The sequence below is a fragment of the Streptomyces sp. NPDC031445 genome, from assembly GCF_055581365.1.
In genome coordinates, this window is sequence record NZ_JBVIJO010000015.1 from 131,641 (window position 1) to 151,469 (window position 19,829).

The 19,829-nt window shown below is 73.9% G+C and carries 15 protein-coding genes; 9 read left to right on the plus strand and 6 right to left on the minus strand.

Translation table 11 applies throughout. The features are described from left to right. The first annotated feature begins 127 nt into the window (after positions 1-127). From ACZ5DC_RS33095 to ACZ5DC_RS33105, 3 genes are all read left to right on the plus strand, one after another. Positions 128-1,486, plus strand: a complete 1,359-nt coding sequence (locus ACZ5DC_RS33095; protein WP_468658892.1) for an MFS transporter — start codon at positions 128-130, stop codon at positions 1,484-1,486. Further along, positions 1,483-2,472 carry a phosphotransferase gene (locus ACZ5DC_RS33100; protein WP_468658894.1) on the plus strand — a complete coding sequence of 330 codons (990 nt, stop codon included), beginning with the start codon at positions 1,483-1,485 and terminating at the stop codon, positions 2,470-2,472. Before ACZ5DC_RS33095 ends, ACZ5DC_RS33100 begins: the two co-directional genes overlap by 4 nt. A gap of 73 nt (positions 2,473-2,545) precedes the next feature. Then, positions 2,546-2,965 carry an acyl carrier protein gene (locus tag ACZ5DC_RS33105; protein WP_468658896.1) on the plus strand — a complete coding sequence of 140 codons (420 nt, stop codon included), beginning with the start codon at positions 2,546-2,548 and terminating at the stop codon, positions 2,963-2,965. A 17-nt stretch (positions 2,966-2,982) separates the two neighbouring features. Here ACZ5DC_RS33105 and ACZ5DC_RS33110 read toward each other — a convergent pair whose 3' ends face one another. Then, positions 2,983-3,780, minus strand: coding sequence for an alpha/beta fold hydrolase (locus ACZ5DC_RS33110; RefSeq protein ID WP_468658898.1), 798 nt, complete (start codon positions 3,778-3,780; stop codon positions 2,983-2,985). A 694-nt stretch (positions 3,781-4,474) separates the two neighbouring features. After that, positions 4,475-4,732 carry a response regulator transcription factor gene (locus ACZ5DC_RS33115; RefSeq protein ID WP_468658900.1) on the minus strand — a complete coding sequence of 86 codons (258 nt, stop codon included), beginning with the start codon at positions 4,730-4,732 and terminating at the stop codon, positions 4,475-4,477. A gap of 153 nt (positions 4,733-4,885) precedes the next feature. Here ACZ5DC_RS33115 and ACZ5DC_RS33120 point away from each other — a divergent pair, with 153 nt between their 5' ends. The 3 genes from ACZ5DC_RS33120 to ACZ5DC_RS33130 all read left to right on the plus strand — a co-directional run bounded on the left by ACZ5DC_RS33120 (position 4,886) and on the right by ACZ5DC_RS33130 (position 9,792). Continuing rightward, a complete protein-coding gene (locus ACZ5DC_RS33120) occupies positions 4,886-5,128 on the plus strand; it encodes a hypothetical protein (protein WP_468658902.1) in 243 nt (80 codons plus the stop codon). Then, complete coding sequence (locus tag ACZ5DC_RS33125; RefSeq protein WP_468658904.1) at positions 5,125-5,250, plus strand: hypothetical protein; 126 nt, start codon at positions 5,125-5,127, stop codon at positions 5,248-5,250. The genes ACZ5DC_RS33120 and ACZ5DC_RS33125 overlap by 4 nt, the downstream gene beginning before the upstream one ends. A gap of 1,428 nt (positions 5,251-6,678) precedes the next feature. After that, positions 6,679-9,792, plus strand: a complete 3,114-nt coding sequence (locus ACZ5DC_RS33130) for an AfsR/SARP family transcriptional regulator (protein WP_468658906.1) — start codon at positions 6,679-6,681, stop codon at positions 9,790-9,792. Here the strand turns inward: ACZ5DC_RS33130 and ACZ5DC_RS33135 are convergent. Beyond that, positions 9,781-10,707 carry a methyltransferase domain-containing protein gene (locus ACZ5DC_RS33135; protein WP_468658908.1) on the minus strand — a complete coding sequence of 309 codons (927 nt, stop codon included), beginning with the start codon at positions 10,705-10,707 and terminating at the stop codon, positions 9,781-9,783. The two genes, ACZ5DC_RS33130 and ACZ5DC_RS33135, sit on opposite strands and share 12 nt — an antisense overlap. A gap of 641 nt (positions 10,708-11,348) precedes the next feature. Between ACZ5DC_RS33135 and ACZ5DC_RS33140 the strand changes: the two genes are divergently transcribed. After that, positions 11,349-11,585, plus strand: a complete 237-nt coding sequence (locus tag ACZ5DC_RS33140; protein ID WP_468658910.1) for a hypothetical protein — start codon at positions 11,349-11,351, stop codon at positions 11,583-11,585. A 133-nt stretch (positions 11,586-11,718) separates the two neighbouring features. Here ACZ5DC_RS33140 and ACZ5DC_RS33145 read toward each other — a convergent pair whose 3' ends face one another. The 3 genes from ACZ5DC_RS33145 to ACZ5DC_RS33155 all read right to left on the minus strand — a co-directional run bounded on the left by ACZ5DC_RS33145 (position 11,719) and on the right by ACZ5DC_RS33155 (position 17,648). Beyond that, complete coding sequence (locus tag ACZ5DC_RS33145; protein WP_468658912.1) at positions 11,719-15,525, minus strand: Kelch repeat-containing protein; 3,807 nt, start codon at positions 15,523-15,525, stop codon at positions 11,719-11,721. A gap of 49 nt (positions 15,526-15,574) precedes the next feature. After that, positions 15,575-16,999, minus strand: a complete 1,425-nt coding sequence (locus ACZ5DC_RS33150) for a CHASE3 domain-containing protein (RefSeq protein ID WP_468658914.1) — start codon at positions 16,997-16,999, stop codon at positions 15,575-15,577. Between the two features lie 136 nt (positions 17,000-17,135). Further along, entirely contained in the window at positions 17,136-17,648 is a 513-nt protein-coding gene (locus ACZ5DC_RS33155) for a DUF6069 family protein (RefSeq protein WP_468658916.1), read from the minus strand. 293 nt (positions 17,649-17,941) lie between these two features. On the opposite strand from ACZ5DC_RS33155, the gene ACZ5DC_RS33160 reads away from it, so the two are divergent. Both ACZ5DC_RS33160 and ACZ5DC_RS33165 read left to right on the plus strand, forming a co-directional pair. After that, positions 17,942-18,766, plus strand: coding sequence for a MerR family transcriptional regulator (locus ACZ5DC_RS33160; protein WP_468658918.1), 825 nt, complete (start codon positions 17,942-17,944; stop codon positions 18,764-18,766). A 256-nt stretch (positions 18,767-19,022) separates the two neighbouring features. Further along, positions 19,023-19,739 (plus strand): SDR family oxidoreductase, encoded by a 717-nt coding sequence (locus ACZ5DC_RS33165; RefSeq protein WP_468658920.1) that lies wholly within the window; start codon positions 19,023-19,025, stop codon positions 19,737-19,739. Positions 19,740-19,829 lie beyond the last annotated feature (90 nt).

The window sequence follows — 19,829 nt, forward strand, 5'->3', positions numbered from 1 at the left end:
TCCAGCATTCCCGACCTGGCTGACAGGTGTCCGAACCCACCGGGGCACAGGCCGGCCGGGCTGTTTCCGCCACCCTCGCATCGACGCGCTAGTGACCTCTCGACTTTCCCGTGGCACTATTGCCGCCATGCACCCAAGAATTCCAGCCGACAGCATTCTACGGCTGGGCGATTTCCGTCAGATATTCCTCGCGGACGGCATCAGCCAGTTCGGGACGCACATCCTGACGCTCGCCCTGCCCCTGGTCGCCGTGGTCAGCCTGGACGCCTCCCCGCTGGAGGTCGGGGTCCTGTCGGCCGCCGAGTCGCTGCCCTACCTGCTGGCGAGCGTCCCGGCCGGTGTGTGGGCGGACCGGGTCCGCAAGCGCCCGCTGCTGCTGGCCACGGACACGGCCCGCGCGGTACTGCTGCTCTGGATCCCGGTCGCCTGGTGGACCGGCGTCCTGACGGCCGCCCAACTCATCTGCGTGGCCTTCGCGTTCGGGCTGCTCACCGTCTTCTTCGAGGTGGGGTACGCGAGTTACGTACCCTCACTGGTGCCCAGAGAACGGCTGATAGAGGCGAACACCAGGCTCCAGGTGGTGCAGTCGGTGGCCCAGGCCGCCGGTCCGGGGCTCGGCGGCGCGCTGGTGCAGGCGCTGGCCGCGCCGGTGGCCGTCCTGGTGTCGGTCGGCGGCTATCTGTGGTCGGCGGCGTGTGTGCTGCTGGTGCGCGGACGCGAGCCGCTGCCCGGCCATACCGACGGCAAGCGCGGCTCATGGCGCCAGGACGCCGCCGAGGGGCTGCGCGCGGTGCTGGGCGACGTCCTGCTGCGGCGCACGTCCGTCAGCACCGCCTGCTTCAACCTCTTCTGGAGCGTGGGCACTCCCATGATCCCCGTGCTGCTCGCCCGCGACCTGGGCCTGGGCGGGGGTGTCATCGGTCTGCTCCTGACCTTCGAAGGCATCGGCGGTCTGGTCGGCGGCGTGCTGGCGGCGAAGGCGGCGCGCCGGCTGGGACACGGGCCGGCGATCTGGACGGCCACCCTGGTGGCCGGCGCCGGCTTCACGCTGGTGCCCCTGGTGGACACCGGGTGGCGACTCGCGCTGGTCAGCCTGGGCCTGTTCGTCTCCTCGGCGGGCATGGTCGTCTACAACGTCATCGTCGTCACCTTCCGGCAGTCCATCACCCCGGACCGACTGCTGGGCCGGGTCAGCGCCTTCAACCGGCTCCTGGTGTGGAGCACCCTGCCGCTGGGCGCCGTCCTCGGCGGGCTGCTCGGCCAACTCCTCGGCGCGCGGACCACCTTGTGGATCGCCGGCATCGCGACGACCCTGTCGTTCCTGTGGATCTACTGCTCACCGCTGCGCACCCTCCGCGACATTCCCCAGGGCTACGTCCTGGGGGGCTCGCTGACCGGCACCGCACCGCACGCCGCGGACGGCTCCGGCGTGGGCGCGTCCGTCCCGGGCACCGGTGCCGCCGCCGACCGGACGGAGTCCTCATGACGGCCGCCGACCCGCGCGAAGTCCTCGCCGAAGCCCTGGAGTCGGCCGCGGTCCGCGGACTGTCCCTGCGGCCGGCGACGGCGGTCCTCGACGACACGGGCTGGGACTTCCGAGTGGTCATGGTCCAGGACACCGAGGGCGCCGACTGGATCCTGCGGCTGCCCCGCCGCAGCCACAGCGCCGACCGCATCGCCGTGGAGGCGGCCGTGCTCGCCGCGGTCCGGCCCGCACTGCCGGTGGCCGTCCCCCGCTGGGAGCACGCCGACCGCGCCTTCATCGCCTACCGCAGGCTCGGTGGCGCCCCCGCCGGTGCCGAGGACCCGGCCGGTCTGCGCTACGTGTGGCATCCCGCCGCCGGGGGCGGCCGGCCCGGCACCGGGTACGTGACCTCTCTCGCGGCGGCCCTCGCCGCCCTGCACCGGCTGCCTGCGGAGAAGGCCGTCGACGCGGGGGTCCCCCCGCGTGCACCGGGCCTGGTCCGGGAGGAACTGGCACGTACCCTGTCGGAGGCCCGCACCGCCGTGCCGCTGCCCGAGCCGTGGTACGCACACTGGCGGTCCTGGCTGGACGACGAGTGGCGATGGACCTACCAGGCCCGGCTCACGCACGGCGACATGCATCCGGGGCACACCCTGGTCGGTCCGGGGTCGGAGGCGGTGACCGGCGTCCTGGACTGGACGAACGCCGCCTTCGACGATCCGGCGGCGGACTTCGTCGACCAGTACCTGGCGGGCGGCCGACCGTTGCTCGACCGGCTGCTGTCGGCGTACCGGCGCAGCGGCGGCACGATCGATCCGGGCCTGCGCGAGCGTGTGCTGCTGCGGGCGTCGTTCCGCTGGGCCCATGTGGGGCTGCTGGGCGTACGCACCGGCCGTCCGGCGTTCACCGCCGTGGCCCGGGAGCGGCTGGCCGCCCCGCCCCCGGAACCCGGCACCCCGCCGGAACGCGCGGCACACCTGGCGCCGGACCCCCGTGCCGTCCCCTGACCCCTTCCCTCCCGACGGCGCCTGCCCGCCCCGCACACCGATTTCGACCGAACCCCAGAAGGAGAACGAAACGATGACTCTGACGGACGAAGCCCGCGCCCAGGCCCTGAAGCTGGCCCGCACCTACCTCGGCCGGGACGATCTGAACGGGGGCTGGTTCGAACTGGGCGGCTCCTCGCTGGACGCGGCCCGCCTGGTCAGCTCCCTGGAGCAGGACAGCGGCTGGGAGATCACCCTCCAGGACCTGCTGGCCGCCCCGTCGATCACCGATCTGCTCTCGGCCCCGCCCGCGCCCGTCGAGCCCGGGGCACCCGGCACGGAATCGGCCCCCGTACCGGACGCCCCGGCGCGGACCCCCGAGCGGGCCGCCGCCCCGGTGGGCGGCACGGAGGTGCTGTGGCCGGCACTGGCACGGCTGTCGGCGGACGAGCGGCTGGCCCTCGCCCACCGGCTGCTCGGGGACGTGCTGAGCGAGTCCGCCCGGGGCAACTGAGCCGTGACCGGCGCGAGTCAGCTCGCCGCGGTGAGGAACTCCAGCAGCGCGGCGTTCACCTCGGCGGGCCGCTCCAGGTATCCGTAGTGCCCGCACTCCGCCAGTTCGGCGTAGCGTCCCCCTGGCAGTGCCCCGGCGACCTCGCGGCACAGCCAGGGGGGCACGATCAGGTCGTGCTCGAAGCCGAGCACGAGGACCGGGGCGAGCACCCGGCCGAGCGCGGCGAGCCGGTCCGCCGGCTCGCCGCCGGCCGGGACCGGCACCGGGGCGGTTCCGGCGCGCTCGGCCGCCTCGAACAGGTCCAGCCAGTCGAGGAGTTCGTCCTCACGCCGCCAGGTGGCGGGTGACAGATTGAGCACGGCGCGTTGCCAGGCCGCGTAGCGCGGCGGCAGCCGCACCCCGGCGGCCGCCAGATCCCGCTCGGCGTCGGCCATCGCCCTGCCGGACAGGTCGCCGCGACCGCGCGTGGCCATCAGGACGGCCCGCGTCACCAGATCCGGCCGGACGAGCATCAGTTCCTGCACGACCTCGCCCCCGAAGGAGGCCCCGACCGCCCGGCACTCGTGGAGTCCCAACTCCGCCAACAAGAGCGCCAATTCGCCCGCGAGCGTGCGCGGGTCCGGCGGGGACGGCGGGTCCTGGAGCGGTCTTCGGTCGAAGGTGAGGACCCGGAAGCCCGCCGCTCGCAGGGCGGGCACCTGGTGCAGGTCCCAGACCCGGCCGGCGGCGCCGCTGCCCGCCACGAGCAGCACGGGGTCTCCGTCGCCCTCGTCCCGTACGTCGAACTCGGCACCCGCCAACCGCAGTGTGCGCACGTCCCCTCCTCGCGGTCGGTCCGGCGTCGGCGACCGGACCGTATCGCCGGCCGCACAGCCGTCATTGCCAGTACTCCAGTGCGGTTCCATGATCTATCCAGCAGATTCGTCGGCGGATCGTCCGCGGCGGATCGTCGGCGGTAGTGGCCGCGTCGGACTGGCGCCTGTCGGCGTCTGCGCCGGTTGGACCGGTGCAGACGCCCGGTCGCGGACTCGGCCGGTGAGGGGAGGACGACGGGGAGCAGGTGGTGGGCCTCCGGGACGGTCACCTCGTCCGGCCTGCGCGTGCGGCTGCGCCTTCCCGCGCGGCGTGCCGGAATGCGGTCCGCCGCCGGCCCCGAGGGGCGGCCCGGGAGTTCCGGGGTCTTCCCCTGTGCGGTGGCGCCTGTTTCCATCCGTCGCGGCAGGAACTCCAACGGACGACCGGTACCGCCGGCGCAAGGAGACCGGATGGGAGAGCGACCGCACGCTGCGGCTCAGGTCCGCAGGACGTGGGGTCCGGGCTCCAGGACGTCGACGAGGCCCTGGACGACGGCTTGCTCCGCCGAGCCCCGCGTCGCGATGACGCACACCGGACAGCCGCTCGGGACCGGCTCCGGCACCTCCGCCGTGGAGCGCCGGGCATGTCCGTCATCGTGCCGGGCCGGAGACCGGCCCCGCAGTCCCGAGAACACGCGGACGGCCGGCCCGCTCCTCAGGCGTCCTGGAGATCCCCGGCGGTGGTGTGCGACTCTTCGAGCCGGAGGGCCAGCACGACCAACTGGGTACGGTTCGCGGCGCCCACTTTCGCCCGGATCCTGCGGATGTAGGTGTCGACCGTGTGCCTGCTGATGCCCAGACCGCGCGCGATGGCCTCGTAGGTGCCACCGCTGGGAAGTCGCCTGAGGATCTCCAGCTCGCGCGGGCTGAGGGGCTGGGTGCGCTCGTTACCCGTCGTATGCCTGATTTTCATCGACTCCCCTTTCGCCGGGTTCCTCCGGAAACCGGTGCGTAGCGACGAGGCAAAGCGAAGCAGGGGCCGATCAACGCCTGATCGGTCGCGCACTGGACGGCCGATGAACGGCCGGTCGACGAGCAGGTGGGTGACGCGTGCATGCCGCCGCGCTTGACCGGGCTTACGGGGGTGTGGCACCGCAGCCATCCGGACCGGCGCACCCCGCAGGAGATCGTGGCGGCCGTCAGGTGGGTGCGCGCCGCGCGGGCGGACGCGGACGCGCGGGCCTACCGCAGGATGCGGCGCGACAGCGGCGGCAGCCGGCCGCACATGCTGGCGCAGCGCGTGATCGGCTGCCGGACCCGGGGGATGCTCCAACACCCGCGACCCGGTGTCGGACGAGCCGGGGCATGAGCGTTCCCGTGGTCGCCGGGCTGGGCTGCGAGGAGTCCTACGCCCTGCCGCCGGCCGCGTCGGGGGGTGCCGGACCGTCGTCCTGGGAGCTGGACGGCCACCCGCTGTCGGAACCGCCGTAGCGGCCCCCTGGACGCGGAGTGGGGCGGGGACGGGCAGCGCCTGTGGATGTTCCAGGCCCGCCCGCTCGTCCCCGCGAGCCCGGTGCCGGCGGCTCGGAACCGCCCACGACCGCCGGCGACGGCGCTGCCGGTCACTTCCCTCAGCCACGGGTACGCCCTCGGGGTGCCGGTACCGGCACCCCCGGACCGCGTCCGGGCGCGGTCGTACGGCTTCCCGTCCTGCCGGCGGCCGGTGAACCGGAGGACGCGGTGGCGGACGCGGCCGCACCGCTGCCGGCGCCGCCACCGCGCGAGCGGGAGGCGGCGGTCGCGGCCGTCCGATTCCGCGCCGGAATCCGGCCGGAACCGGACGGCGCACCGCCCTACCCGCCGTCGCCGCGCGCCGGCCGGCGCCGTCAGTCGGTGGCGCACCGCCGGCCGCTCGCGGCACGGCGACGGACGGCCCCGGACGAACCGGACTCTGGCCGCCAAAGCGGCACATGTCCGCCTCCGCCGGGGACCGCGCCCCGCTGCTGTCGGTCGCCGGCGACTCCCGGGTCCGCTTCGTCGGCCGCGCGGGCGGCACCGACGTGGAGGTGGGGGTGCGGTCGCTGCGGGCCGGTGACCCGCCAGGTGGTGGTGATCTCCGACTGCGCGGACGTGGCGGCGGCCGAACCGCCTTCCGTCTCGGTGCGGATCGGTCCGCTGGTCCCCGGCCGTACTCGATCCTTCACACGACGTTCCTCACCCGGCTGCTCACGGAGCCGGCCGCCCCGGGAACCGTTCTGATGGTCGTGGTCAACAGCCGGCCGGAACGCACCGAGCGCCTCGTCGGCCGTAGGCCCTGGGCTGGCTCGCGGCGGACCTGGGCGTGCGCGAGTGCTACGAGCTGACCGACCCGGGATCCGTGCCCTTCGGCGGCGAGTTCGTCCACGCGCCGGCCGTCGGCGCGCCGGCGGCCGGCACTCCCCTGGCACGGCTGGGGCTCCCCTTCCCGGCGGACCGCATCCCCCCGACTGCTGCCGCAGGAGGGGACCGTCGTCCACGCCGACGACTCCGGCAACGCCAAGTTCCCGCTCGCGGCGGGTGCGTTGCGGTTCGGCGACCGGTTGCGGGTGCGCATAGGAACCATGTCCTGGACGCGGTCCCCTGGAAGCGGATGACGGACCTGGCCGACGGCACCTGGGTGGTCTAGGTGACCGGATCAGGGTCGACGTCGCACGCCCTTGCTCCGGCGCGCCGCTTCGCACGTCATCGCCGTAAAAGTATCTTATGCAAGTCTCTTTTCGGAAACGGAGGCGTGGTAGCTTACCCGCGAAGTACGCATATCACTTCGGCAACCACCCGCTAGGAGCCGACCCGATGATTGGCCTGCCCTCGACCAGCGAGTCGCTCCATTTCTCGCTACTGGGCGAAGTCAGGGCATACCGCGGCGAAACGGAGCTGCGCGTGGGCAGCCCCCAGCAGCAGGCCATGCTCGCCGTACTGCTGCTGCGCGTCGGGCAGACGGCCACGGCCACCGACCTGCTCAGCGGTCTGTGGGGTGACAATGGCCCCCGCTCGGCCATTACCACGGTGCGCACCTACGCATGGCGGCTGCGGAAGGCGCTGGAGAAGGACAGCAAGACGCCGCAAATCCTGTTATCCCTGGGTGACGGCTACCGGCTGGATCTCACCGGTTGCACGACCGATTTCCTCAGGGCCGAGGAACTGGCCCAAGAGGCCAGGCGACTGCGGCAGTCCGGCGATGTCGAGGGCGCGTTCCAGCGACTGGAGCAGACGCTGGCGTTGTGGCGCGGGACCCCCCTGACGGCCGTCCCGGGTCCGTTCGCCGAGCGCGAGCGGGAACGTTTCGAGGAGTTCCGGCTGCGCCTTCAGGAGGAGCGGATCGACGCGGCGCTGGCCATGGCCCGCGGTCATGAGCACACCGCGGAACTCGTCTCGCTCGTGCAGGCGCATCCGCTGCGCGAGCGGCTCGTCGGGCTGCTGATGCGCGCCCACTACCAGTCCGCGCGACAGGCGGAGGCGCTGGCCGTCTATCGGCGTACCCGTCAACTGCTCATCGACGAACTGGGCATCGAACCCGGTCGCGAGCTGAAGACGCTGCTCGACGGGATCCTCCAGGGCAGCCTGAACGAACAGCCCGCCGCACCGGTCAGGTCCGTCACGCTCCACTCGCAGGCCACGGCGGCGACCACCGTCACGACCGACACCGACACCGACTCCAGCACCAGCACCAGCACCAGCACCAGCACCAGCAATGACACCGCCCCTGTTGTCCGGACCGCCGAGGAGGAGACCGGCCGTACCAGCGTGGGCCTGGTGCCCGTCCCGGCCGTGGACGCCGCCGTCCCGCGCTTCCGGCCGCCGGCCCCTGTACCCGCCCAGCTCCCGCCGGGCCCTTCCGACTTCACCGGCCGGGCGCACTCGACGGTGACCCTGTGCTCGGCACTGAACGTGCCCACCCGAACCAGCCTGCCCATCGTCGCCATGGTCGGCATGGGCGGCGTGGGCAAGACCTCCCTCGCCCTGCACGTGGCCCACCAGGTCAGGGACTTCTACCCGGACGGCCAGCTCTACGCCGATCTGCGGGGCGCGGGGGAACCGGCCGCCCCGGAGGCGGTGCTGGCCGGGTTCCTGACGGCCCTCGGACTGGCACCCATCGCGATCCCCGAGGGGGTGGAGGCCCGGGCGGCCCTGTTCCGGACCATGACCGACCGGCGTCGCATCCTCGTCGTACTCGACGACGCCCGGGACGCCGCGCAGGTCCGCCCGCTGCTGCCCGGAACGGCCATGTGCGGGGTGCTGATCACCAGCCGCACCCGGCTGGCCGGGCTCCCCGCGGCCGTACAGACCGAACTGCCGCCTTTCTCCACCGACGAGGCGCTGGATCTGCTGGCCCTGATGATCGGCCGGGAGCGGGTGCACGCCGAACGCGACAGCGCGGTCACGCTGGTCTCCCAGTGCTCTCTGCTGCCGCTCGCCGTACGGATCGTCGCCACCCGGCTGGCCGCCCGGCCGAACTGGTCGATCGCCTCGATCGTCCAGCGCCTCGCCGACGAGCACCGGCGCATCGACGAGCTGAAGGTCGGGGAACTCACCGTCGACGCGGTCTTCGAGGTGGGTTACCGGCAGCTCACCGTCGAACAGGCCCGGGTCCTGCAACTGGTGTCCGCCGTCGAGACCTCCAGCCTCTCCGCGAGCGCCGCGTCCGCACTGCTCGGCGTCGGCCGGCCGGAGGCGGAGGAACTCCTCGAAGGCCTCGTGGACGTCGGCATGCTCCAGTCCCCGGCCCCCGGGGTGTACCGGCTGCACGATCTGCTGCGGGCCTTCGCGCGGCGCAAGGTCACCGATGACATCCTGCCCCTGTTGCGTCCGCTGGTGTCCTTCCAACTGGCCTCGGCGCTCTCCGCGTTCGAGAACGTGGTCGCCGGTGACCCGGTACGCGGCGCACTCCAGCCGCGTGAGGCCACCGGGCTGTGCTTCACCTCGGCGGAGCAGGCGCGGTCGTGGGCCATGGCCGAAGGCGAGGGCGCACTGCTGCTGGCCGGCCAGATAGCCGGCGTCGTCCTGTCCCGGCCCGCCGACGAGGCGCACGGCCACCGGCTCGGCGGCGACCTGCTGCGCTCCGCCGTCTCCCTGTGCATCGCCCTCAGCCCGTTCCGGACGGACCTGCACGCCTGTGACTGGGCCGGGGTGTCCCGTCTGTGCAGCGCGGCCGCCGCGCACTGCGACGACCTGACGGCCGAGGCTCGCGCGCACTTCCTGAGCGGCAACAACGCCCTGGCCACGAGCCAGCTCGCCGAGGCGGAGCGCGAGACAACGTTGGCGATCCAGCAGTGCCAGGCCACCGACGACGTCGTCATCCAGCGGCAGGCTCTCAACGACCTCGGTCTGATACGGCAGTTGCAGGGCCGCTACGAGGAGGCGATCGCCTGTTTCGACGAGGCCGTCACCCTGGCCCGGCAACTCGGCCACCGCTCCGGCGAGGCGACCTCCGTGGTCAACAGCGCGCTGGTACGGGTCTACAACGGGCAGCCGGCGGAAGCTGTCGAGATCTGCGACCGGGTGCTGCGCGACCGGCTCGCCGACCACGACAGCGCGAGCATCGCCTACGCCCAGTACGTACTGGGATTCGCCCATCACACCCTGGAAAACTTCACCACGGCCGTCGGGCACTACGAGTCGTCTCTGGCCATGTCCACGCTGCTGGGCCTGCGCAGGCACGAGGCCAACGCCCGCTACCGGCTGGCGAGGACGCTGCTCGCCGTCGGATCGCTGCAACGCGCCTTCGAGGAGGCGTCCGCCGCGGCCACCCTGTGCGAGAGCATCGGCGACACCCGGAACGAGGCGCAGGCCCTGCTGGTGCTGAGCGCGCTCCACGAGCGGCTCGGTGACCCCCACGAGGCGGAGGGCTCACGAGCCCGGGCGCAGGAGTTGTTCGCCCGGCTGGGGCTGGCGCCCGACGGCAAGGCGCCGGCCGACCCGGAGGGCATGTCCCCCGCGGCCGGCCGGGGCATCCCGGGCGTGACCAGGGCCGGGGTGGCCACCTCAGCTCGATAACCAACCGGGCAGGGAGGGATCGAAGGGCAGTTGGCGTGTGGCGGCGGCCTGCCCGCGCCGCTGCACCGCACGCCAGGGACTGCGGGAGGCGACGACGAACAGGTTCGCCCCCCGGGCGGCGGAGTCGGGGTCCACGAGCAGTTCCTTCTCCATGTGCAGCACCCGGCGGAAGACGGTTCCGTCGCTCAGGTACTCCTCGGTCGAGGGCCCGCCTCTCGCCGCTCCCAGGCGCGTGTCCGGCAGCACCAGGCTCGGGAAGCCGACCAGCAGGTCGACGGTGAGCCCGGCGGCGTAGTGGATCGCCCGGATCTCGCCCGGCGTGAACAGGTGCCGGTAGGGCTCCGCCGCGCGCACCCAGCGCTCACCGGTCAGGCTGACCTCGGCGTCCTCCACCCGCCCGGCGGCCAGGTCGAGGGAGGCCGCGTACCAGCGGCTGGGCAGGAACGAGGCCATCACCCCGTTCTCCGTCAGGAGCGTGGCGAGCGAGCGCACCACGGCGGCGGGATCGTCCACGAAGCCGAGCACATGGTGGGTGTTGAGGATGAGGTCGAACCGACGGTGGCCGAAGTGCTCGGCGGCCGTCTCCACCCTCCCCAGTGCGTGCGCCACCCGGTCCGCGTAGCCGTGCCGCGCGCTGCGGCCCTCGGCCAGCGTCAGCATCTCGGGCGTCATGTCGTACAGGACTCCGGTGGCGTCCGGCCGCTCGACCGCGATGCGGCAGCTCCACTTGCCGGTGCCTCCTCCGGGTTCCAGGAAGGAGAATCCCGGGCGCAGCCGTGTGAGCACGGACTGCTCCAGCGTCGTCCACAGCAGCTCGTCGCTCAGCTCACCTAAGAATCCCTTTCCTCGCTCGTCATAACTCCTCGCCTTCTCCGCGAAGTACTCCTGGACATCGGCGGCTTCCCTCGTTGTCATCCCGCACCTCTCGCCGCCTCGTCGGCCGAGACGGCGTCCACATGGTTTCCGGACGGCAAGATCACGGGTGCGCACACCAGCGGCTGTCGGTATGGGACAGCCGCGGGTCCGGCACGGACGACGGCCTCCACCACTCCCCACACCTCCCGGTCGGCAACGCGGTCCGTGTTCGGCGGAACCACTCTAGACACTCCGCATAGACGCCGCGTCAACAGCCGATCTCCACGGCCGCTGATCGCCCGGCTTGCACCGGTTGGGCGGCTCCCCGGACGTGCCGCCGGTCGACGCACAGCACCCGGGAGGCGGACCTCGTGCGCGACGGGCCCGCGACGGTGCGGGCGAGCGCGAGCGGCGGCGTCCGGTGTCCGGTGGGCAACCGGCAAGAGACGGCCTGGATGCCGGCCGGGCCGCCATGGTCTCCGGCGACCGGTACGGAGGGTCCGACATCCGCGTGCCTGCGCCTTCGGCACCGCGAGCGACGGGCGCGGCCCCGCCCTGCCGTTGCGGCACCTCGACCAGCCGGGGCACCTCCTGTTTCTCGCCGGCGCCGGGCCGGGTGCTCTGGTGGTGATCGCCCGTTGATCGGGGCTTGCCAGCATCGAAGGGCACCAACACCCACGGATCTGCGGAAGGAATCACTCATGGGCGAGTCCAGTGGCGTGCGCATCGGGGGCTGGCGGCTCCGCCTCACGGCGGCGTGCGTCGGTCTGCTGGCGCTGGTGGCCGGTGTCGCCGGGATGACCGGCACGCCGGCCCCCGACCCGGCCCACGGTACGGCGCTGCACGCGGTGGTCGTGGGCAACGGTACGACGACGGGAAACTCCGACCCGACGGACTGGAACAGCACGGGCTCCAGCCTGGAGGACCTGACCTCGTAACACCAGGGCTCCCCACCGCGTCACACCGCCGGCGTGTCCACGCGGAACCCGAGCCGCCCGACGCGTACGGCCCCCGCCCCCGGACACGTCCCGGGGACGGGGGCCGTACGCGTGCCCGCCGTCGTGTCGCCCGCTACGAGGCCGTTCGGGGCGGTACGCGCAGCCGGACCGGGATGTCCGGCACCCAGTACGGGCCGTCGGTGGCCAGGGTCAGGGACGCCGTCCAGTCGCCGGGCCGGGTCAGCCGGCGAGGGTCGAGGGTCACCGTGAACGTCGCGGTCCGCCCGGGCCGGAGCGTCAGGCGGTGCGGGTTCGCGGTCAGCCAGGGGACGTCCGTCTCGGTACGGTCGTATCCGGGCAGGACGTCCACGGTGGACACGGGGACGGGGAACCGGGGTTCGCCGCTGCCGCCCACCCGGTACAGGCCGGGTGCGCCGCCGCCCCGGTAGACGGCGGCCGGGGCGTCCGGCAGCCGCTTCCAGGCGTCCGTCCCGGGGTCGTAGGCGTAGCCCTCCGCGGTCAGCACCCGGTTGGGGCCGACCCGCTTGAAGCCGCCGGAGACGAGGAGCCGCCCGTTGGCGGTGGCGTACGCGCCGGTCGCGAGGCCGACCGGCATGGCGGTGATGGGCTGCCAGCTGTCCGAGGCCGGGTCGTAGACGTAGCCTGCGCCCGTCTCCACGTACTCGTGGACGCCGCCCGCGCAGTACAGCCTGCCGTCCACGGCACCGCAGTTGGCCCAGCTGATGGTCTGCGGGTAGGAAGCGGCCCGGGACCAGGACCGCGCGCCCGGGTCGTAGGCGTACACGGAGTCCGAGCACTCGGTGTTCGTGCAGCCGCCGACGACGTAGAGCCGCCCGTCGAGCACGGCGCCCGCCGCGCCGTAGTGCCCCTCGGGGATGTCCGGGCCCTTCGACCAGCGGCCGGTGTCCGCGTCGAAGACCTGGGTGGTCCGGCTGACGGTCTCCTGGGGGCCCCAGCCGCCCACGGTGTACAGGCGGCTGCCGATGAACCCGTGCGCGGTGGCCTGCCGTGGCTCGGGCGCGGCCGGGCCCTGCTTCCAGGCGCGGCCGGCGGGGTCGTACACGTACAGGTCGGCGGTGGGTTCCCGGCCGTCGGAGCCGAGGGCGGAGTAGAGCCTGCCCCGGTAGGCGCCGACCGCGTTGTCCATCACGGGGACGGGCAGGCCGGGCAGCGCGTGCCAGGCGGTGCCCGGGGCCGGGGAGCCCGGGGCGGTGCCGGTGCGCTCGCCGACGCGGAGCCGGATCGGCGCGGTGCCGGTGTTCCGTACCGTCACCTTCCGTACCACGGTGGCCCGTCGGGAGGTGGCGTCGATCTGCCCCGGACGGACCGTCAGCCGGCCCGCCCCGAGGACGAACGAGGCGGCGGTGACCCGGTCGGCGGGCACCTGGACGGTGCGGGTGGCGGTGGTGTACGACGGTTTGGCCGCCGTCGCCGTGGTGGACCGGCCGGAGCCGGGCACGAACAGCCGGTAGGCGCCGTCGCCGAGGCGCGGGTCACCGGTCGTGGCGACCGTCGGCGCGGCCGGCCCGTCCGCCGGGCCGGTGTGCACGACGGCTCCGATCAGCCCCTTCCCGGTGTTGGCGTCGGTGACGGTCCCGGTGAGGACGCCGCCGGGCACGGGCGTGGCGACCCGTTCGGTGACCGTGACGTCGTCCACCGCCCAGAACAGGCCGGGCCCGGTGAAGTGGAACCGCACCCGTACCGCGCGCTCGCCGGCGTAGGCGGTGAGCGGGATCTCCACCCGGCCGCTCGTCCACAGCTGGTCCTGGTGCCACACCGTGGTCCAGGTCCGGCCGTCGTCGGAGCTGACCTGCACCTCGCCCTGCTGCTCGGCGGAGCCCTCGTAGTCGGTGTCGAAGCCCAGCGCCGGGTCCCCGGCGCGGCCGAAGTCGTAGGCGGGGCTGGTCAGTGAGGTGTCCAGGGGGCTCCCGGCGTGGTCGGCGTCGGCGACGGCGAAGCCGCCGGAACCGCCGGTGGTGTTGCCCCGGCCGCCGGGGTCGTCGAACGACCATCCCGGGGCGCCGGTCACGCTCCAGCCGGCGGGCGGCCCGGAGGTGCCGTCGAACGTCTCGCCGCCGACGGTGTCCGCCTTCACGGTGTACGCCGGGTCGTCCTCGGCCCAGGTGTCCACGGGCAGGGCCAGGCCCACGGTGAGGTCCTCGGCGCCGACCGTCACCCGGCGTTCCAGGGACTGGTAGGAGCTGTCGTCGCCGACCACGCGCAGGGTGTACGTGTGGTCCTCGGGGAGGTCGAGGCGGTAGGCGCCGGTGACCGGGTCGGACCACACCGGGGCGCCCGGCACCCCGGCGACCGTGATCCTCGCGTGCAGCGGCCAGCCGTGCCCCGAGCCGTCGGTGACGGTGCCGGAGATCCGGTGGGTGGCGAGCTTGCGCAGGCCGAGGTCCCCGTTCGCGGTGCCGCCGTCGGTGAGGCGGACGCCCGGCAGGGTGCCCGGCGCGTATCCGTAGGCCGTCACCCGGACGTCGTGGTCACCGGCGGGCAGCGGCAGGGTGTAGCGGCCGTGGGCGTCGGTGGCCGTGCTGTACGGGCCGGCCGTCACCTCGGCCGCCGCGACGCCCGCGCCCGAGCCCGCGTCGGTGACCGTGCCGTTCAGGGTGCCGTGCGGGCCCATGGTGAAGGCGGTCGGGCCGTCGGGGGTGCCGAGGCCCGTGGGGCCGTCGTAGCCCGGACCCGCGGTGCACAGGTAGGCCGGTCCGCAGTGCCCGTCGGCTCCCGAGGTCACGTCGTGCAGTCCCCGGCCGCCGGCGGCGTACGGGTAGACGGCGGGCCGGGAACCCGCCGCCGGGGTGCCCGCGTTCGCGTACACGCCGGCGATGATCGGCGCCGAGGCGCTGGTGCCGCCGGCCACGCCCCAGCCGCCGGTGTCGCCGTAGCTGTCGTACACGGCGACGCCGGTGTCCGGGTCGGCCACCGCGGAGACGTCGGCGACGGTACGTCCGGGGCAGCCGGTGTCCCGCTGGAACGCGGGCTTGGGCTCGTACCGGGAGCAGCCGGAGCCCGTTCCACCGCCGTCGTGGTCCCACACCGACTCCGTCCAGCCGCGCGCGGTGGCCGGGTCCCTGGTGAGCGTGGTGCCGCCGACCGCGGTGACGTACGGGGAGGCCGCCGGGTACGCCACGCCGTACCCGTTGTCGCCGGAGGAGGCGACGACGGCCACGCCCGGGTGGTCGTAGTGGACGTCGGCCGCCGACTCCGCCGGGTCCTCCGGGAAGAAGGTGTAGTTGGAGCCGTAGGAGTTGGAGACGTACTTCGCGCCGAGCGCGACCGCCTGGTCCACGGCCGCGCCCAGGTCCTCGATCGTGGCGCTGTCCGCCTCGACCAGCAGGATCCGGGCCTTGGGCGCCACCGCGGAGACCATGTCGAGGTCGAGGGAGATCTCGGTCGCCCAGCCGGGGTCGGGGGCGGGGCGGCGGGTGCCGCCGCGCTGGTCGGTCTTGGTGAAGCAGCCGTCGGCGGTGGTGCAGGGCGGCAGCCCGTACTGGGCGCGGTAGACGGCGAGGTCGGCCTCGGCGTTCGGGTTGTCGAAGGCGTCGACCACGGCGATGGTGGCGCCGGCGCCGCCGTCCGCGGGGAGGCCGTAGGCACCGCGCAGGTCGGCCGGTCCGTAGCCCTGGGGGCCGGCATCGGCCCCGCGCTGTTTCTGGCGTGCTGTCAGATCGGTGCGTAGCAGGCCGAAGCAGGTGAACTCGTGCGGCTTGGGCGCGCCGCAGAGCGGTCGCACGTGGTCCCGTGCGGTCTGCGTGGCGGGTGCCGCGGGCCGGTCCGCGGTCTCCGCGCGGGCGGGGGCCGGGGCGGCGAGCGCCGTCAGCAGGGCGGTGGCCAGCGCGGCGGCGCGGGCGGTCAGGCGTCTGCGCCGGCCGGGCGCGGTGCCCGGCGGCGTGAGCAGGGGTATGGGCAACTCAACTCCTGTGGCATGGGCGGCGGTTGGACACGCCGCCCGGCACACGTTAGTTGACCTGTGAAGAAGTTTCTGTTCCGTGCGGGATCGGGATCTGTACCAGGAGGGAAGTGCCGGCGCCGGGGGGCGAGTCGATGGTGAGGGTGCCGTCGAAGGCGGACACGCGGTCCGCCAGGCCGGTCAGGCCGCTGCCGGCGGTGGCGCCGCCGACACCGCCGACGCCGTCGTCCACCACGTGGATCCGCAGGACGTCCGTGAGGGCGAGGGAGATGTCGATGCGGGACGCCTGGGCGTGTTTGACCGCGTTCGTCACCGCCTCGGCCACCACGAAGTACGCGTTCGACTCCACGGTGGTGGAGAGCCGCCGGGGGTAGTCGGCCCGCACGACGGCGGGAACCGGGCACCGGGCCGCCAGGTCCTCCACGGCCGCCGCCAGGCCCTTCACCGTCAGCACCAGCGGGTAGATGCCCCTGGCCAGTTCCCGCAGTTCGTCGATCGCCGTCTGCGCGTTGTCGATCGACTGGTCCATCAGCTCGGTCACCGGCGTGTCCGTGTCGGGGATCATCTCCCGCGCCAGCCGGAGCCCGATCATCAGGCTCACGAGGCGCTGCTGTGCCCCGTCGTGCAGATCGCGGGCCGTACGCCGGTGCACCGCCTCGACGCTCTCCACGGTCCGTCGGCGGCTGTCCTGCAACGAGGCCGCCATGGTGTTGAAGGACGCCCCGAGCGCGTCGACCTCCGCCACCCTGCTGGGCGGGATGCGGACGCCGAGGTCGCCGCCCGCCAGCCGCCCGGCCGCTGCCGCCGCCCCGCGCACGGGCCGTACGACGGCGCGGTGCTGGAGCACCGTGAAGGCGGCCACCAGCGCGGTCGACGCCGCGATGCCCACGCCGGCCGCGATCACCGCCCGGTGCGCGTTGGCGCCGGCGGCGTCCTCGCGCGCGGCGAGCTGGGCGCGCTCGCCCGCCGTGTACGCGTCGAACCGGGCCCGCAGGGCGTCGACGCGGCGCTTCCCCTCGGCCGTCGCCGCCAGGCCGGACGCGGCGGGGTCGCCCCGCCGGACCGACTCCACCAGCGGGATCGAGTAGTCGTCCAGGAAGGACCGGACGCCCCGCGTGATCTGCTCCGCGGTGCGCCGCTGCGCGGGGGTGGTGGCGGAGCGGGTGAACCGCCGGGTCCCGGCGGGCAGCGCCGTGCGCGCCGCCTGCCAGGGCTGGAGGAAGTCCTCGCGTTTCGTGATCACGAAGCCGCGCTGCCCGGTCTCCAGGTCCACGAGCAACTGCTCCATGGTTCCGGCCTCGACGAGCGCCGTGCGGGAGGCGCGGCGCGCCGACGTGGAGTCGTTCGCGTCGTCGATCGCCCACAGCAGGACCACGAACGCGACACCTATCAGCAGGGCCAGCAGAGCGCTCGCCGCGACCGTGAGGCGCGTCAGCCCCAGCCCCCGGCCGCCGTACCACCGTCGTACCGTCATGCTCCGCAATGTAGCCGCACATGACCGGGGGCGTGCGATGAGACGGTGGCGGCGGCACACGTGACGCCGATGTCATCGCCGCGGGCTCGACACGTGCCTCGGCGTCAGGGGGCCGGGTCGTTCCCGGGGCCGTACGTCACCAGGTGTCCTCGTCCCGCCGCGGCGCCACGCTTAACGCGGTCGCCGACAGCAGCCCGATGATCGTTCCGCCGATGGCCAGGAACACGGCAGCGGTGGCGAGGCGGGCGTCCAGCGCGAGGTCCTTGGTGAAAGGCAGCAGGGCCAGCGCCACGGTCACCAGGCCGGCGATCCAGACGAAGAAGGCGCGCGGCCGGGCGACGGTCAGCAGCAGCAGGTGCAGCAGCCCGGTGCCCACGACGGCGCCGGCCGCCGCCCAGGCCGCCAGGTATCCCGTCGTCACATCGCCCCACACGCCCGCCCCGCGCGGCGCGAACAGCGGAACGTCGAGGACAGCGCGGACGAACATCGTGGCCACGACCGCGACCAGCGCCGCGACCACCGCCGTGGCGGCGCCGGTGGCCCACAGCCGGCCCGCCGCGACGGACCGCGGGCCGGGCGGCGCCTGGTACCCGGGGCCGCCGCGCGGGCGGTAGGAGGGGACGTCACCGTACGGAGCGGAACCGGCCATGGGGAACCACCTTTCACGCGTGGTCGTCACGTCGTGACGCCGCGGTAGGCCCGCCGTCACTCGCACTGACTCCAGCATGCCTCCCCTGCCGCGGATCGGCGCGGCCTGCGCCGGGTCGCACCGCCCGGGCAACGCCTTCCGCCCGAGGCGCGCCTGACACGGCGACAGGTGCCGCCCCCTCGGCACGGAGCCACGCACCGTGACCTCGCCGCCAACGACCTCGCCGTCCCCGGCCGGCAGGCAGATAGGTTCTTGACCCTCACACCGTGTCAGGCGATCGACTCGGAGACATCATGTTCACCATCGGAGACTTCGCCCGGCACGGCCGCGTCTCGGTCCGGATGCTGCGTCACTACGACGCGACCGGTCTGCTGCGCCCGGCCCATGTCGACCCCGTCAGCGGCTACCGCCACTACACCGCCGCCCAACTCGCCCGCCTCAACCGGATCATCGCGCTCAAGGACCTCGGGTTCTCCCTGAGACAGGTCCGGGACATCGTGGACGAGAAGGTCGGCGCCGAGGAACTGCGCGGCATGCTGCGGCTGCGACGGGCCGAACTGGAGACCGCCGTGGCCGCGGCGGGAGCGCGGCTGGTCCAGGTCGAGGCGAGGCTCCGAGCGATCGAGAGCGAGGGGCACATGCCCACGAACGACGTCGTCATCAAGAGCGTCCCCGGCGTCCGGGTGGCCGAACTGACCGCGACCGCCGACAGCTTCTCTCCCGAGGACATCGGCCCGGTCATCGAACCGCTCTACGCCGAGCTGTTCCGGCGCCTCGACTCGGCCGGCATCGCGCCCACGGGCGCCGGTGTCGCCTTCTACGAGGACGCCCCGGAGGGCGGCGGCAGGATCACCGTCCACGCCGCCGTCCAGGTCTCCGCCCCCCTCCAGGACGACGGTGCCTTCCGGGTCCTGGACCTGCCGGCCCTGGACCAGGCGGCGACCATCATGCACCGCGGCTCCCCGGACACCGTGCTGCCCACCGCGCAGGCCCTGACCCACTGGATCGACGCGGGCGGCTACCGGTCGACCGGCTACCCCCGCGAGGTCAACCTGGAGTGCCCGGAGAACCGCGACGACTGGGTGACGGAACTCCAGGCGCCGGTGAGCCGGGCCTGATCACCGACGGGAGGCGCGGCTCCCGCACGGTTCCCGCCGGCACCGCCACCGCACGCCAAGTCCGGTGGCGGCCGCGCTCCTTGACGGAGGGGCGCTCCTTGACGGAAGGGCCGGCGCGGCGGGCCGGTCGGACGCCGTCGGCTATTACGGCGTAATCGCCTGCGGCTGTCCCGGTGCCCGGACGCGGTGGGTCACGGCGGGTGGAAGGATCGGCGACAGGGTCCAGTCCAGGGACGCCCAGGAGAAGGAGACGCCGTTGTCCGGACGTACCGTGCTGATCACAGGAGCGTCGAAGGGGATCGGCCTCGCCACCGCGCACCGGCTCGCCGGCCGGGGACACCGGGTGCTGGGCGTCGCCCGCGGTGTCCCGGACGGTGAGTTCCCGGGGGTGCTGCACGCCTGCGACCTCGCCGACGCCGGGGCGACGCGCGAACTGCTGGAGGCGGTCACCCGCGAGGAGCGCGTGGACGCGGTCGTCAACAACGTCGGCATCGTCCTGCCGGAACCGCTCGGCGGGATCACCCTCGACGCGTTGCACGAGGTGTACGACCTGAACGTACGCGCCGCCGTGCAGGTCACCCAGGCGTGCGTCGGCGGGATGCGGGAGCGCGGCTGGGGCCGGATCGTCAACGTGACGAGCCGGGCGCAGCACGGTTCGCGCACCCGGAGCAGTTACGCGGCGGCCAAGAGCGCGCTGGTGGGGCTGACCGGCACGTGGGCGCTGGAGCTTGCGGAGCACGGGGTGACGGTCAACGCGGTCGCCCCGGGCCCGGTGGAGACCGCACTCTTCCGCGAGCAGCACCCGGTGGGCGGCGTGCGGGAGGCCAGGGTGCTGCGTTCGGTGCCCATGGGCCGCTTCGGCCGCCCGGAGGAGGTCGCCGCGGCCATCGCCTTCCTGCTGGGCGAGGACGCCGGCTTCATCACCGGGCAGGTGCTCGGCGTGGACGGCGGGGGGACGCTTCCCGGCCGGTGAGGCGCGGGGGGTGGCGCCCCGGACGACCGGCCCGGCCCGCAGGGCACTGCGGGACCGAGCCGGTTCCCGTCCGTGTGCGACGGCACCCGG